A 14,207-nucleotide genomic window follows, 5' to 3' on the forward strand; every position below is an offset into this window, starting at 1 on the left:
CACGCCGTACCGGCGAGTAGGGCTGCGTGTCTGTCATAGTTTTCACATGGACACGGTGTGTGCGTAACGTCACTTTTCGATCACATGCAGCCCACACCACGCTGAGGTACAGCACAAGACAGGGGCTCGACACATGCAGACATCCCAGCGACGCCTGTTGTTCGTGGGTTATCCCGATGCTTCGGAGATATCCCAATGGGCGGCGGTGCGTGCAATCGCGGTTCAACAGGGCTGGCAGACGACCCGGACCTATACGCCGGGCCACATCGCTTGTGCTGTCGTCTCCGAGAACGTGCTCGACGGGGTGTGCTCGCCCACCGAGGCAACACTCATGCAGAAACTCCATGCCGATGCCGTCCGGTGCGCGAGCGCTATCGACGCCATCAGCGATCTGTTCGCATCCGCAACGTAGCTGCCGCCGACTATCGGTGGTTCGAGGAACCTGTCAGGCGGACGTCAAGGCCCGGATCAGGTCGGAAGGAGCCGGGTCGGGACGCTCGAGAGTATCGAGTACGAACTCGCGACGCTGCTCGGGCACGACGTGCACACCCCCGTAGTTGTGTAGTTCCAGGCCCACCGGCAGGAGCCGCAGCGCGACAGTGGCACCGTCGAGGACGGCGGAGACCGTGCGGTCCCGAACGTCGGACACGGTGCCGGTCCGCACGTTCCGGACGGTGAGTCCCTCACCCGGATCGGTTGCCTCGATCACGAACCCGTCGAGGGACGCTCCCCTCCATCGCTGTGCGAGCTCACCTTCGTCGACCGGGAGCAGTGCCGCCCAGTTGTCGACGAACTCGTCGAACGCTCCCGCATCGAACAACGCGACATCGGCGACGAGCCGGTCCACCGAGGACTCGCCCGCGTGTGTCCCCGCTGCGACGTCGAGTTCCGCACGCACTCCGGTCCATCGGGGTTCGTCGAGGACCACGCTCGCCTTCGCATACAGCCACACCGCACGGTCGCTCAGTGATGCATCGGATCGTCCCAGATGGCACACCTTGTACTTGCGTCCCGATCCGCACCAGCACCTGTCGTTGCGCCCCAGCTCCGGATGCTCGACCGGCTCGAAACGCCGGAGGAACGGATACATGCCGTGGGATGCGCCCCCGGCGGCCCGTTCGAGCAGGCGAAGACCGCCTGCCGCATCACCCCGCACCCCGGCGATCGTGGCGAGGTCTTCGAGCGCAGGTTCCCAGTCCGGTGTCTCTGCGAGGGCGAGCTGGTAGCGGTGTTCGGCTTCGTCCACGTCACCGCGTGCCTGGGCGGCCCGGCCGGCGATCCAGAGGGCACTCGCACGCGTCCGGCGCGGTCCTCGCCGCAGCACCTGTTCGGCGGCCGCGGCCACCACCCCCGGATCGAACCCCAACCGCCCGAGTGCTTCGTCCACGCACACCCGGGCAACACGCGGGTCGGCGAGACCAGCGAAGTCGTCGGGCTCGGCGAAATGCGAGTCGATGGTGGTGGCGCTGTCGCTGCCGACGGCGAGCGATCCCGCCAGCGCGAGGAATGCCATGGCGCCCCGTGCGGACCGGGTGTCGAGATCGAATGCACGGGAGAAGGAATCGGTCGCCACCTCGACCAGGTATCCGCCCGTCGGTGCCGAGGTGACGGTGCCGGACCGCACCAGCCGGAATCCGTCTCGCACGAGGCCGGCCCCCTCGAGTTGTTCACTCAGGGGCAGGCACGCGTCCCGGGCCAAATCCTTGTCGTCGGCGAGGGCGACGAACAGGTCGGTGTCGGGGTACAGCGCGTCTTCCGGGTCCGACAACCGGGCGGCGCGATCGGCGAGCCACTCGCCCAGACTCCCGCGACCGGCATTCTGGTCGGGATACAGGTCGACGACGAGTTCCCCACCGACGCAGGTCACCGCGATCAGGTCACCGAGCGTGGTGTCGGACAGAAATCCTTCCGGGAAGAGCAGCACCCCGAGACGGGCCCAGGCGACGCCCGACAACCCCCGGGCTTCGAAGGATTCCTCGCCCGGCATCACGACGCGCGTCGCCGGGTCGGCGCTCGGCAGGCAGACCGGGACCATCACGTCGAACAGTTCGATCGCGTCTGCCGAGATCTCCCCGGCCGTGAGACGGTGCATCCAGATTCGTCCCTCGAGCAGGTTGCGCGGCGTGACGAACCTGCCGTCGCGCAAGTGCATGATTCGCGGGTCGTCGAACGCATCGCCCAGTTCGAGGGCTGTTTCGAGGGTGCAGACGTCGCCGAAACCACGATCCGACAGCGCGGCGGCCATCTCGTCGACGGTGAGCGGCCATCGTTCGTCGAGTATCGCGACGGCAGCGGCGACAGAGTCGGTAGACGGTTCGTTCACCACACGATCCTACGGCCCCGTCTCAGCCGATCGATGCCCTCCGGCGTGGCGGTGGGCCTGCCTCGTGGCGACTCCGGAGCACCGCCACCCGAGTCATACTTCGGGGCTACCGAGGGCTGCGTGCATTTCCCACACGATGATCTCGGCACCGGACCGCGTGGTGACCTGCTGCCCGCCCCCACCGCTGATGCGCACGGCGTCGCCGTCTGCCAGCAGACCGACACCTTCGAGCACCGCTTCACCTCGGGCGACGAAGACATGCAGGTACGGTGCGTCCGGCAGGACGATCGGCTGCCCGGGCTGGACCCGGGACACGTGCATCGCCGCGTACTTGTTCTTGATGCGGATCGCGGAATGATCGGCGTACTTCTTCATGCCGGACGCGACCGGCACGAGACCGCCGGACAGCAGTTCGTGGTCGATCTCGAGTTGTTCGTACCCGGGGGTGATGCCCGCTTCGTCGGGCAGCACCCACATCTGGATGAAGTGCACCGGGTTGTCGTGCCGGTCGGCGTGAATGCCGCTCGCCCCGTCGAAACGCCACGCATCGTTCTTCTCGGAGTGGAGGATTCCTGTCCCCGCACTCATCCGCTGAGCCAAGCCCGGGTAGAGCACACCGGAGTGCCCGGCCGAGTCCTGGTGGACCAGCGACCCATCCAGGACCCACGTGACGATCTCCATGTCCTGATGCGGATGTGTGTCGAATCCCTGTCCGGCCGAGACGATGTCGTCGTTGTTGACCATCAGCACCCCGTGGTGGGTGTTGGCGGGATCGTAGTGGTGCCCGAACGAAAACGAATGACGCGAGTCGAGCCACCCGATCGTGGTCTTGTCGCGCTCGTCCGCGCGCCGGACGTCGAGTCGGATGTCGTGGGGTGCGGTACTCATCGGTTCTCTTCCCGTGGTCGATAGTGCGCGTCTGCGGTCGGCGGATTGCGGCGCGGTCGGATACGAGCGTGGGGCAACTGCGGTGCAGGCAGGCGCGCCACCTCGCCCACGTACCCGTCCACCCGGCCGAAGCGGTCGGAATCCCGTTCCCATTCTTCGCGGAAGGCGGCGATCTCGTCGTGGTCGCGACCGACGAAATTCCACCACATGACGATCTCTTCGCCGAACGGGGTTCCGCCCAGCAGCACCAGGCGCGCGGGACTGTCGCCGAGATTCGCCACCGACAGCGAGGGCACGCCGGTTCCGACATACCCGAGCACACCACGGGACAACGTGGTGTCGAACAACTCGACAGATCCGGTGTCGACCAGCACCCCGTGCTCGAAGGCGGGATCGACATCGACCGTGATGCTCGCCCCCGGTTCGACTATGATCTCGGCACCGAGCAGAGGCGTGAACGTGGTCACGGGCGAGGACGACCCCGCCAGGGTGCCGAGAAAGACCCGCGCCCTCGCGTCGCCGAGATCGGTGCTCGGCGGGACGTAGTGCTGGAAGTCGCGGGCAGCATCCCGGGCACCGTCCGGCAACGCCACCCACAGTTGCACGCCGTGCAGGGTGGTCGTGCCGGGTGTCGATACCTCCGAGTGGCAGATGCCGTGCCCGCCGGTCATGAGGTTGACCTCTCCCGGACGAACGAGTGCATGCACCCCGTGACTGTCGCGGTGCTCTATTTCCCCGGTGAACAGCCACGACACGGTCTGCAACCCGGTATGCGGATGCGGCGCGACATCCATACCGCCGGTGGCAGCCACATCATCGGGACCGTAGTGGTCGACGAAGCACCACGCGCCGATGAGCGAGCGTTGCCGCTGCGGCAGAGTGCGGCGCACGGCCATGGCTCGCGGACCACCGAGAGGAACGTCGCGCGCACTGATGATCTCCACGCGAGGGTGCCCCGCGTCGCCGACCGGGAGGTCCTCGGTGCGACACCGGATCTCGTTGGGATCTGTCTCCGTGTTGCTCATGGAATTCGATGCCTCCGATCGAGGGACAGACGTGTGTGTCCGCGGGGGCGGATCGGGTCAGAGAACTTCGGATCCGTACATCTCGCCGAGTGGATCGGCGATCAGTTCGAGTCGTGCTCCGTCGGGGTCCCGGAAGTAGAGCGACACCTCGTTGTGTTCGAGCAGTTCTACACCCGCGTCGATCAGCTTGTCTCGCAGATGATTCCAGCGCGCGGGTTCCACGCTGATCGCGACGTGGTGCAGTCCCCCGAGGACCTCGCGATACGGTCCGAGATCGAGGCCGGGAAAATCGAAGAAGGCCAAGAGATTCCGGTTTCCGATGTCGAAGAAGAAGTGCGAGGACCCGGCATAGTCGCGGTTCTCGATCACCTCGGTGAGCGGAAACTCGAGCAACCCCTGATAGAACTCGACGGTGCGTTCCACATCGCTGCTCACCAGCGCCGTGTGGTGAAGCCCTCGCGCCGAGGACTCCGGCCGGGCTGCCCGGGGCACCAGATATCGGGCACGGATTCGCTCGCGCTGCTGCTCGAACCGGTCGGCCGAGCCGGTGCGGTCGTCGGTCATCGCGGCCTCCTCCGTCCACCGGCGATCGTACGCCGGTCCGATGTAGTTGATTACTCAACCATAGTCGCACACGGTTCGTTGCGCAGTCAACTACTTCGGATATAGTGTACATATGACGACGACGTGGCTGGATGACGAGGAACAAGCACTGTGGCGGTCCTACCTGGACGTCACTCGCATGTTGTTCAAGGAACTCGACAAACAACTTCTCCGCGACGCCGGAATCTCCTCCGCCGACTTCGAGATCCTGGTGCTCCTCTCCGAAGCACCCGACAAGCGCATGCGCATGAGTGATCTCGCGGAGGCGAGTACGACCACCCGCAGTGGAATCACGCGGGCGATCGCACGGATGGAGAAAGCCGAGTGGGTCCGACGAGTGGAATGCGAGTCCGACAAACGCGGTGCCTGGGCCGAGTTGACGGACAAGGGTTCGTCAACCCTCACGGACGCGAGTCCCGAGCATGTCGCCACCGTGCGGACTGCGATGTTCGACGTACTCGATCCGCGGGAGGTGGCCGTGATGGGTGAGGCGTTCGCGAAGGTGCGCACTCGTCTGGCCGAACGGCGCCGACTCGCCTGACACCCCATCGCCGCGGGCCGCTAGGTTGTGTACCGCCACAGACTCGAAACCCGAAGGCGGTTCCCCCGATGCGCCACGATCCGCGCCGCACCTCGCTCGACCTCTATCCCATCCAGCGAACGATCACGACACTGTTCAGCGACACCGACGCGCTCGGGCACATCAACAACATTTCGATCGCGCGCTACTTCGAACAAGCCCGGGTCATGATCATGGAAGCGATCGCGCCGACACACGGACGCCCACTGTTCGAGCGGGCAGTACTCGCGCGCGTCGAGATCGACTACCTCTCCGAGGTCTTCTATCCCCACGACGTCGTCATCGCGACAGGGATACTCCGGGTCGGCACGTCCTCGCTGACGGTGGGCTCGGCACTGTTCCAGAAGGGCCGATGCGTCGCCCTGGCCGATTCGATCGATGTGAGCACGGCACTCGGTGGCGGCCCGCGCCCGATCACCGACGACGCACGTGCCGTCCTCGACAAGTTCCTGCTCGACCTCCCCGCCTGAACGGACTGACGAGCCTCACCTCTCGTGGTGTGCGGCGAGGGGGTCCGCCCACTGCACGACCGGACCTTCCACCGCGTTTCTCAGCGCCGACGTCTCGGGATCGTCACCGATCGCGCCCTCGTTCACCAGCAGGTTCTTCTCCAGGAAGCACCGGACCGGCGCCGCATCGAGATCGTCTCCGCGCCGGCACCGATCGTCGATGCCGAACGCCAAGAGCAGGAGATGCGGCACCCGCACATCCTCCGGCCGCAACCGCGGCTGGAAGTAGGGCACGTCGAGCACGCGTGCCCCCTCGTTCAGATAGAACGCGAGCCGGCGGCCCGGATCCCCGAACCCTCTGTCGCGGTGGTAGCGCGGATCTTCCGCTTCTCCGAGGATGAGCAGCGGATCGTATCGCCGTAGCCACTCTTCTCTCACCTCCCGGAGCACCGCCCGGCCTATCCCACCGCCCCGGCGCCCCGGGTGCGTTGCGAGATACACCGTCAAGAGCACTCTGCATTCCGGAAACCACTGTCCGACAGCGCCGCCCACGACGAAACCGTCGTCGCTGACAGCTACGGAGGCGCACATCGTCCCCGCAGGGTCGGCAAGGGCGGCAGCGAGCGCATCGGGTGAGAGCAGTTCCTCGTCGGGAAACGACGGAGTGAGAACATCGTCGTAGAACTCGTCGAGCATGTTTGCCGGAAGATCCCCGATATCGACGATCCTGATCGGGAGCCCACCCCCCACATTCTTTTCGGTCATCACACTCTCCGTTTCGGACAGATCGCCGACTCGACATCCTCCCCCGACGTTACAGATACGGACGGGTGATCAACTCGATGGCGTGCCCGGACGGGTCGAAAAAATATACCCCTCGCCCACCGTGCCCGGAGTTGCATTCGCCCGGCCGACGCATCTGTGGATCAGCCCAATGGTCGATGCCGCCCGCCGTCAGTCGCGCGTAGGCGCGGTCGAACAGGTCGTCGTCGACGAGAAAGGCATAGTGCTGCATCTGGATGTCCACCGGCGGTTCTGCGAACTGCAGCAGAACGCCGTCGTCGAGCACGAGGTTCGTGAACACACCCCAGGACGGTGCTTCCCCGAGTTCGAGCAGTTCGCGGAAGAAGTCGGCCGATCGGTTCCGATCCTTCGCCGCGATGATGGTGTGGTTGAACGTAGCCGGCATGAAGAGGTCTCGCTTTCTGTTCGTGGAGTAGTAGCTGCGGTACTCACGAAAGCGAGGAGGTCCCCGAATGGTGTTGTCACGACGCCGTGTCGGCGCCTCTGCGGAGATCAGAACTCCACCGGATCACCAATCCGTGTGTGGCATGATGCCGGCCCGGTGTTCACGGCCACGAGGTTACACCGCAATGCTCCGGCGGACAACGCTTCCCGGCCGGGAGAGAGTCAGAACAGGGTCGGCGCGGCGACCGTGCCGGCGTTTTTCCTACCGTGCTCGGACGACACCGGCGGGATCTCCCGATGCTCGAGTTTCCGGCCGCCGAGTCCGTAGCGCTCGACCAGTGGGGCAACCCGGTCGTCGAGCCAGCGCGAGTATTCCGGAGACACGTACGCACCGCGCCCGTAGAGCGCGCGATAACGCCGCAACAGCGCAGGATGTTCCTGCCCGAGCCACGACAGGAACCACCCGCGGGTGGCACCGCGAAGATGCATCGGGATCACGGTCGTGGAGGACGCACCGGCAGCGGCGAGGGCTGCGAAGAGTTCGTCGAGGTGGCGGCTCGAATCCGTCAGGAACGGGATGACCGGCGCAACCATCACGTGACACGACAACCCGTTGTCGGTGATGGCGCGAATCAAATCCAGCCGCGCCCTCGGCGACGGGGTGCCCGGCTCGATCTGCTGCTGCAGGTCGTGGTCGCCGATCGGCAGCGACACCGCGAGGCGGACGTCGACCTGCCGGGCAGCGAGTGTCAGCAGCGGCAGATCGCGGCGCAGGAGCGTGCCCTTGGTGAGTATCGAGAAGGGTGTGCCCGATTCGGCGAGGGCACGAATGACCCCGGGCATGAGCCGGTATCGCCCCTCCGCCCGCTGGTAGGGGTCGGTATTGGTGCCGAGCGCGACGTGCTCGCGGGTCCACGACCGGCGCGCGAGTTCCCGTCGCAGCACAGCGGCCACGTTGGTCTTGACGACCAACTGACTGTCGAAGTCGTGGCCGGCATCGAGATCGAGATACTCGTGCGTCGGCCGGGCGAAACAGTACCGGCACGCATGGCTGCACCCTCGGAAGGTGTTGACCGTGTAACGGAAGGGCAGTTGTGATGCCTCGGGGGTCTTGTTGAGCGCGCTCTTGCAGAGCACCTCGTGGAACGTGATTCCTTCGAACTCGGGGGTCTGCACGCTGCGGACGAGGCCCGCCCAATCCAGTCCGGGCAGGGCTCCGTCGTCCGCATCCACTGTCTGAGCCGCCCACCGCATACACACAGTCGAACATGTGTGCGATGACCTGTCAATCGAGAATCGTCGAGACTTCCGTTCGGGTTGCCGAACGATGCGGGATCGATCTGGAACGGGACGGTCGCGGCCGCGGGGGCGATCCCCCGTCGGCGTAGTAGTGTCCTGTTCCGCCGTTCTGCGGAAGGATCGGTGCACTTGTGCGCCCGAGCAAAGGGGAACTCGTGAGCGAACCCACCGTGCGTGTGACCGCCGCCGGTCCCGGCCGCGACCGCCAAGGCGTTGTCTACCGCAGCGGCGCGCTGGGTCGCCGGCCCGCAGTACCGACCGCATTCGGCGATCTCGAACGAGCGGCGCGCCGCGCCAGTTCGACGCGGGCCTGGGCGTATGTCGCCGGCGGCGCCGGCGAGGGGCGCACCATGCACAACAACCGGCGCGCGTTCGACCGGTGGGCGATCGTTCCGCAGATGGCGCACGGTGTCACCGAGCGTGACCTGAGCACGACGGTGGCGGGCACGTCGTTGTCGTCGCCGCTGTTGCTTGCCCCTGTGGGCGCCGGTGCGCTGATGGCCCGCGACAGCGACCTGTCGATCGCGCGGGCAGCGGCGTCGACCGGCGTGCCGTACATCTTCTCGAATCAGGGTTGCAGTCCGATGGAGGAGTGCGCCGCCGAGATGGGCACGACCCCACACTGGTTCCAGCTGTACTGGAGTTCCGACGAGGATCTCGTCGACAGCCTGCTGCATCGGGCGGAGGCGAGCGGGGCCGAAGCCGTCGTCGTCACCTTGGATACCACGATGCTCGGGTGGCGTCCCCAGGATCTGACACTCGGTTCGCTGCCCTTCGCCCGAGGGGAGGGCATCGCCCAGTACACCTCCGATCCCCGTTTCCGGGAGATCGTGCGGCAGCGGATCGAGGCCGCCCGGAATGCGGTCGCGGTCCGCCCGGACGTCACCGTGGGCGCGATCCGCACGCTGATCTCGATGACGCGCAACCATCCGGGCGGGTTCCTCGACAACCTGCGTTCGCCGGAGCCCCGCGCCGCCGCGGAGACGTTCCTCGACATCTACTCGAATCCGGGCTTGAGCTGGGAGCATCTCGCTACCCTCCGCGACCGGACGAGCCTGCCGATCGTGCTCAAGGGAATTCTGCACCCCGACGATGCCCGCCGCGCCGTCGATCTGGGTGTCGACGCGATCGTGGTGTCGAACCACGGCGGACGCCAGATCGACGGGTCGATCGCGTCGCTCGACGCACTTCCCGAGATCCGGGCCGCAATCGGACGTGAACCTACGCTGTTGCTCGACAGCGGTATTCGAAGCGGATCCGATGTGTTCGTCGCGCTCGCGCTCGGTGCGGACGCCGTGCTGCTCGGCCGGCCCTACATGTACGGATTGGCCGTCGCGGGGCAGCGTGGGGTCGAAGAAGTGATCCGCAACGTGATCGCCGAGTTCGATCTCACCATGGCGCTGGCCGGGGCCGGGTCGATCACCGACATCGACGAGCGGTTCGTTCGCCCTAATCCGTCGTTCTGACGGTCCGCGCCGAGGACGCACCGATCGGGATGCGCACGGCTGCCGAACGCCCGCCTTCCACCTCGCCGACCTCGGTGCCTCGAGCTACAGTGCTCGGCACACTGATCTTCGAGGGGGGTTCGATGAGCGGTTTGTTTCCCGGTGCCGGAATCCGGGTGGTGCCAGAGGGAATCAGGGCATTCGGCACCACGAATCTGCACGCGGCCGAGAGTGTCGCACAAGCCGGGGCGATCGATCTGCATGCGAACATCGCGTCGCTCAGCCCGGCGTTGGGGTTGATCGGCGCCGAGTTCCTCGGCGTCTTCGGCGCAGCGCAGTCCGAGCACACCCGCGCCGTGGGGCAGCTCGCTCTCGCGTACGGCTCCTGCGGGATCGCGGCGCACGAGGCCGCAGCCGGGTACGAAAGCGCCGATGTCACCACCGCAACAGCACTGTCGCAGGCAACGGGGGCACTGTGAACCAGGCCGTGCACACTGCTCTCCCGCCGGCGCCGACCGTTCTCGACGCACTCCGTGCGTCTCCTGTCGGACCGGTGCTCGACGCGCCGCTCCCGGTGCTCACGTGCCCCGCACCGCCACCCCCGGGTGAGCTTCCCCAGTTGCCCGACGCCAATGCGATCACGGAACTGCTGCAGTCGATTCCGGTTCCGGTCCTGCCCGATCTCCACGAGTTCCTGCGACCGCTCACCGAACTCGGCTCGCTCTTCGGCACGGGCGTCGTCGAGGCACTCGATCCTTCGGCCGTGCTGCAGCAGGGGTCCCGGCTCCTCGAGAACGCGACGGCGCTGGGACGCAGCGCACTTCACGCTCTTCCCGAATCGTGGGAGGGCTCGACCGCAGATTCTGCCGCCGATCACGGCCATCGTGCCCGGCAGGCGAGCGTCGAACTCGCCGACCGCGGCGACCGGATCGGCGCTGTGACGCGCGCAGCAACCGCGAGCGTCGAGCGGGGAAACATCGAGTTGACCGGTATTGCAAGCTCTTTCGTGTCGATCGCGATTGCGGCTGCCCCGGTCACGATCACGCCGCCCGGGCAGGCGGCGCTGATCGCCTCGGCGATCGAACACGTGCACGCCGCACTCGCCGTCGTCGCTCGGACCCGAGGCGAGCTCGCGGGACACACCGGGGCGATGACTGCGCTGACCACGCCCATCCCGGTGCCGGCGCCGGTGGCGACGGCGCTCACCGACCCGCGGGCGCTTTCCGGGCTCGCGACCGACACCGTCTCGACAGTCACCGGAACGGTCTCCACCCTCGCCGGTTCCGCCGGGCCGGGTGGCGATGCCTCCACCACACCCTCCGCATACGCACCGACCGTCCCCGCGGGGCACACGCTCCCGCACACCGTACCGAGCACTGCTGCAAGCGGAGGCATGTCGTCCGCCTTCGCAACGCCGGGCGCAGGTTACGGGGCCGCCGGGTCGAGCCCCGTCGGCCTCCCCCCTGCTGTGCCGGGCGCGGGCATGACGCCCGGGGCGCCGGGTGGCGCCGGCGCGGCGGGTACCGCAGGAACGACGGGACGTGGATCGATGGTCGGTGCCCTCCCGTCGACCGGGGGTGCGCGTCAAAACGACGGCGAACACCGCACCACCCCCGGCTTCCTGGTCGCCGCGGCAACGAGCACGGACGTGGTCGGCGACTTACCGCTGGTGACTCCGGCGGTCATCGGCGGCGACCACACGTGGTGAGCGGCAGCACACAGAAGCCGGCCCGAGCCTGCGGTTCCGAAGGACCGCCGGAACGAAGGTCCTCTCGCGTACCGTCGTGAGAGTGGTCGATGTGCATCCGAGGCAGATCGGCGTCGAAGAGGAATTCCAGCTCGTCGACGTGAGGACGCGACGTCTCGTTCCGCGCGCACCCGAACTGCTCGACCGTCTGTCCGACGCGAGTTACGTCGCGGAGATGCAGCGGTGCGTCGTGGAAGCCAACAGCGGCGTCCATACCCGTCTCGCCGCATTACGGGCCGATCTCCAGGCCAAGCGCGAGTTTCTCATCTCCACCGCAGCGACGATGGGGTTGGGTGTGGTCGCAGCGGGATCGGTTGCCCTGGCTGTTCCGGAGGAAATCCGGGTCACCGAGACGCCCCGGTTCCGCCGCATGCTCACGGACTACCAACTGCTCGCACGCGAACAGTTGATCTGCGGAACCCAGGTTCACGTCGAGATGTTCGACCGCGACGAAGCGATCCGGGTGGCACACCGAGTCACGCCTCACCTTCCGTTGTTCCTCGCGCTCAGCGCGAGCTCACCGTTCTGGCCGGACGGGTCCGACACCGGATACTCGAGCGTCCGGCCGCTGATGTGGATCCGATGGCCCACCACCGGACCTGCGGCACCGGTGTCGTCTGCCGCCGAGTACGACCAACTCGTCGCCGACCTGGTGTCGAGCGGGGTCATCACCGATCCCGGAATGGTCTATTTCGATGTGCGCCCCTCCTCGCATCTGCCCACCCTAGAACTGCGCGTGTGCGACAGTTGCCCCTCGGTGGACACCATCACGCTCGTCACCGGTCTCTACCGTGCTCTCGTCGACCGGGAAATCGCGGCGGTGCGTGCGGGAGACGCCCCTCCGGTCCCGTCGCCGACGCTCGTGCGGGCGGCGATGTGGCGAGCGGCGCGAAGCGGCATGGAGGGCGAACTCGTCGATCTCGACGTGTCACTCCCCCGCCCCGCAGTCGACATTCTCACCCGGTTCGTCGACGCAATGCGGCCGCAACTCGAAGAGAACGGCGACTGGGACCTGGTGTCGCAGCTCGCGTCGGACGCTGCCACGCGCGGAAGTTCGGCCGCCCGGCAGCGAAGGGTGTTGCGCCACAGGGGAAAACTGACCGACGTCATCGATCATCTGCTTGCCGAAACCGCCGGCTGCCCCTCGTCGGCCGGGGCCGCGACCCAGCCGCCCCGCACCTTGTTCCACGGGTACCGGTCTGCCGGTGACGATTCGCCGTACGACGAAGCGATCGACGCCGACGGTGCGCCACGACCCGTCTACCTGCGCACGGTCGAGTCGTTGTCGCGGCTCGGCGCTACCGCGCTGCGAACGGTGCAGGACGACATCGGGCATACGCAGCGCGCGGAGAAGCTCACCTTCCGGGCGCGGGGCGCCGGCGGCCCCCAGCCGTTCCCCATGGACGTGGTGCCCCGGATCATCACCGCTGACGCGTGGCAACACCTTCAACGCGCGCTCGAGCAGCGTGCGACCGCTTTGAACAGCTTTCTCGTCGATATCTACGGCCGCGGGGAGATCGTCGCATCCGGTGTGATTCCGCCGGGGGTTCTCGATCTCGCCCGGCGTTACCGCAACACCGGGAAGGTGTCGCAGGGGCGCGCGGTGCGAGCCCACATCTCCGCCGTGGACCTCGCCTGCACCGCACCGGAGCGCTTCGTTGTGCTCGGTGACCACCTGCGCAGTCCGTCGGGTACGGGACATGCGCTGGCACACCGTGCGATGACGCGGCGTTTCCTCGGTGATCTGTGGCCCGCGACCGGCGTCGTCGAAGTCGAGACGGTTTCGGCTCAAATCGCCCGAACTCTGCGGGAAGCTGCTCCCCCGGCAGCGCGCGACGACGTCACCGTTGCCGTCCTGAGTGCGGGAGGACACGACCCCGGCTGGTTCGAACACACCATGATCGCCGACCACGCAGGAATCGAGCTCGTGCAGACCGACGAGCTGGTCGTGCGCGACGACATCACCTACATCCAGCACGGGCCGTCCCTCACGCGGGTGGACGTCCTCCACACACGCATCGGCGAGGACAGGCTGTTGTCGTCGGTCGGTTACGACGGGCGGCCGCTGCGACCGGGACTTCTCGGGGCGATCCGCGCCGGAACCCTCACGCTGGCCAACGCACTCGGCAACGGCGTGGCCGACAACAAGGCCGTCTTCCGCTACGTGCCCGCGATGATCGAGTACTACCTGGGACAGCGTCCGTTGCTCGACCAAGTCTTCACGTGGGTGTGCGCGGACCGTGCGCATCGCGACCATGTTCTCGCCCACCTCGACGAACTGGTCGTCGAACCCGTCGACAGCAGCGACGACGCGGAGGTCATGATCGGTCCGGAGGCCGACGCCGTCGAACTCGACAGGCGCCGCCACGAGGTGATGTCACGTCCGGAACGGTTCGTCGCCCACGAGATGGTGCAGGCATCGACGCACCCGACGTTCGACGGCGAGACGGTGCATCCTCGTGCGGTCGATCTGCGTGCGTTCGTGCACCTCGTCGCGTCCGGTTCCTCGGTGTCCGCCGAGGTCTCACCGGCGTTGCTCACCCGCGTCGCGCCGACGGGGAGCGCGATCGTCGACCGGTCGCGGGTCGGTGGCACCAAGGACACCTGGATTCTCGAGTCCTGAAACCGCGCAACCGACCCGCACCCGCCGCGCGTCCTCC

14 protein-coding genes are annotated in these 14,207 nt (G+C 67.0%); 7 read left to right on the forward strand and 7 right to left on the reverse strand.

From position 1 onward, the window contains the following. The first annotated feature begins 133 nt into the window (after positions 1 to 133). The gene (locus tag ACFWU2_RS10235) at positions 134 to 412 is read left to right on the forward strand and encodes a hypothetical protein (RefSeq protein WP_378604823.1); all 279 of its coding nucleotides are present in this window, start codon (positions 134 to 136) and stop codon (positions 410 to 412) included. A 33-nt stretch (positions 413 to 445) separates the two neighbouring features. Here ACFWU2_RS10235 and ACFWU2_RS10240 read toward each other — a convergent pair whose 3' ends face one another. The 4 genes from ACFWU2_RS10240 to ACFWU2_RS10255 all read right to left on the reverse strand — a co-directional run bounded on the left by ACFWU2_RS10240 (position 446) and on the right by ACFWU2_RS10255 (position 4,800). Then, entirely contained in the window at positions 446 to 2,323 is a 1,878-nt protein-coding gene (locus ACFWU2_RS10240) for an SEC-C metal-binding domain-containing protein (protein ID WP_378604826.1), read from the reverse strand. 93 nt (positions 2,324 to 2,416) lie between these two features. Continuing rightward, positions 2,417 to 3,211 (reverse strand): pirin family protein, encoded by a 795-nt coding sequence (locus ACFWU2_RS10245; protein ID WP_378604829.1) that lies wholly within the window; start codon positions 3,209 to 3,211, stop codon positions 2,417 to 2,419. Continuing rightward, the gene (locus tag ACFWU2_RS10250) at positions 3,208 to 4,236 is read right to left on the reverse strand and encodes a pirin family protein (protein ID WP_378604832.1); all 1,029 of its coding nucleotides are present in this window, start codon (positions 4,234 to 4,236) and stop codon (positions 3,208 to 3,210) included. Before ACFWU2_RS10250 ends, ACFWU2_RS10245 begins: the two co-directional genes overlap by 4 nt. Positions 4,237 to 4,293: 57 nt before the next feature. Beyond that, complete coding sequence (locus tag ACFWU2_RS10255; protein WP_378604835.1) at positions 4,294 to 4,800, reverse strand: VOC family protein; 507 nt, start codon at positions 4,798 to 4,800, stop codon at positions 4,294 to 4,296. Positions 4,801 to 4,912: 112 nt separating this feature from the next. On the opposite strand from ACFWU2_RS10255, the gene ACFWU2_RS10260 reads away from it, so the two are divergent. Beyond that, positions 4,913 to 5,380: a MarR family winged helix-turn-helix transcriptional regulator gene (locus ACFWU2_RS10260; RefSeq protein ID WP_378604838.1), complete on the forward strand. Its 468-nt coding sequence runs from the start codon at positions 4,913 to 4,915 to the stop codon at positions 5,378 to 5,380. A gap of 68 nt (positions 5,381 to 5,448) precedes the next feature. After that, on the forward strand, positions 5,449 to 5,889 hold the full coding sequence (locus ACFWU2_RS10265) for an acyl-CoA thioesterase (RefSeq protein ID WP_378604841.1): 441 nt from the start codon (positions 5,449 to 5,451) through the stop codon (positions 5,887 to 5,889). A 15-nt stretch (positions 5,890 to 5,904) separates the two neighbouring features. On the opposite strand, the gene ACFWU2_RS10270 is transcribed toward ACFWU2_RS10265, so the two are convergent. The 3 genes from ACFWU2_RS10270 to ACFWU2_RS10280 all read right to left on the reverse strand — a co-directional run bounded on the left by ACFWU2_RS10270 (position 5,905) and on the right by ACFWU2_RS10280 (position 8,310). Then, entirely contained in the window at positions 5,905 to 6,633 is a 729-nt protein-coding gene (locus tag ACFWU2_RS10270; RefSeq protein WP_378604844.1) for a GNAT family N-acetyltransferase, read from the reverse strand. Between the two features lie 49 nt (positions 6,634 to 6,682). Then, complete coding sequence (locus tag ACFWU2_RS10275; RefSeq protein ID WP_378604847.1) at positions 6,683 to 7,057, reverse strand: VOC family protein; 375 nt, start codon at positions 7,055 to 7,057, stop codon at positions 6,683 to 6,685. Between the two features lie 221 nt (positions 7,058 to 7,278). After that, positions 7,279 to 8,310, reverse strand: coding sequence for an Rv2578c family radical SAM protein (locus ACFWU2_RS10280; protein ID WP_378604850.1), 1,032 nt, complete (start codon positions 8,308 to 8,310; stop codon positions 7,279 to 7,281). A gap of 200 nt (positions 8,311 to 8,510) precedes the next feature. On the opposite strand from ACFWU2_RS10280, the gene ACFWU2_RS10285 reads away from it, so the two are divergent. The 4 genes from ACFWU2_RS10285 to ACFWU2_RS10300 all read left to right on the forward strand — a co-directional run bounded on the left by ACFWU2_RS10285 (position 8,511) and on the right by ACFWU2_RS10300 (position 14,170). Then, positions 8,511 to 9,821: a lactate 2-monooxygenase gene (locus ACFWU2_RS10285; RefSeq protein WP_378604853.1), complete on the forward strand. Its 1,311-nt coding sequence runs from the start codon at positions 8,511 to 8,513 to the stop codon at positions 9,819 to 9,821. Positions 9,822 to 9,943: 122 nt separating this feature from the next. Then, positions 9,944 to 10,279: a type VII secretion target gene (locus tag ACFWU2_RS10290; RefSeq protein ID WP_378604856.1), complete on the forward strand. Its 336-nt coding sequence runs from the start codon at positions 9,944 to 9,946 to the stop codon at positions 10,277 to 10,279. Further along, positions 10,276 to 11,508, forward strand: coding sequence for a hypothetical protein (locus tag ACFWU2_RS10295; RefSeq protein WP_378604859.1), 1,233 nt, complete (start codon positions 10,276 to 10,278; stop codon positions 11,506 to 11,508). Before ACFWU2_RS10290 ends, ACFWU2_RS10295 begins: the two co-directional genes overlap by 4 nt. Positions 11,509 to 11,590: 82 nt before the next feature. Further along, the gene (locus tag ACFWU2_RS10300) at positions 11,591 to 14,170 is read left to right on the forward strand and encodes a glutamate--cysteine ligase (protein WP_378604862.1); all 2,580 of its coding nucleotides are present in this window, start codon (positions 11,591 to 11,593) and stop codon (positions 14,168 to 14,170) included. Positions 14,171 to 14,207: the final 37 nt, after the last annotated feature.

Origin of the sequence: Rhodococcus sp. NPDC058639 (assembly GCF_042717545.1) — a bacterium.
Taxonomy (GTDB): domain Bacteria; phylum Actinomycetota; class Actinomycetes; order Mycobacteriales; family Mycobacteriaceae; genus Rhodococcus.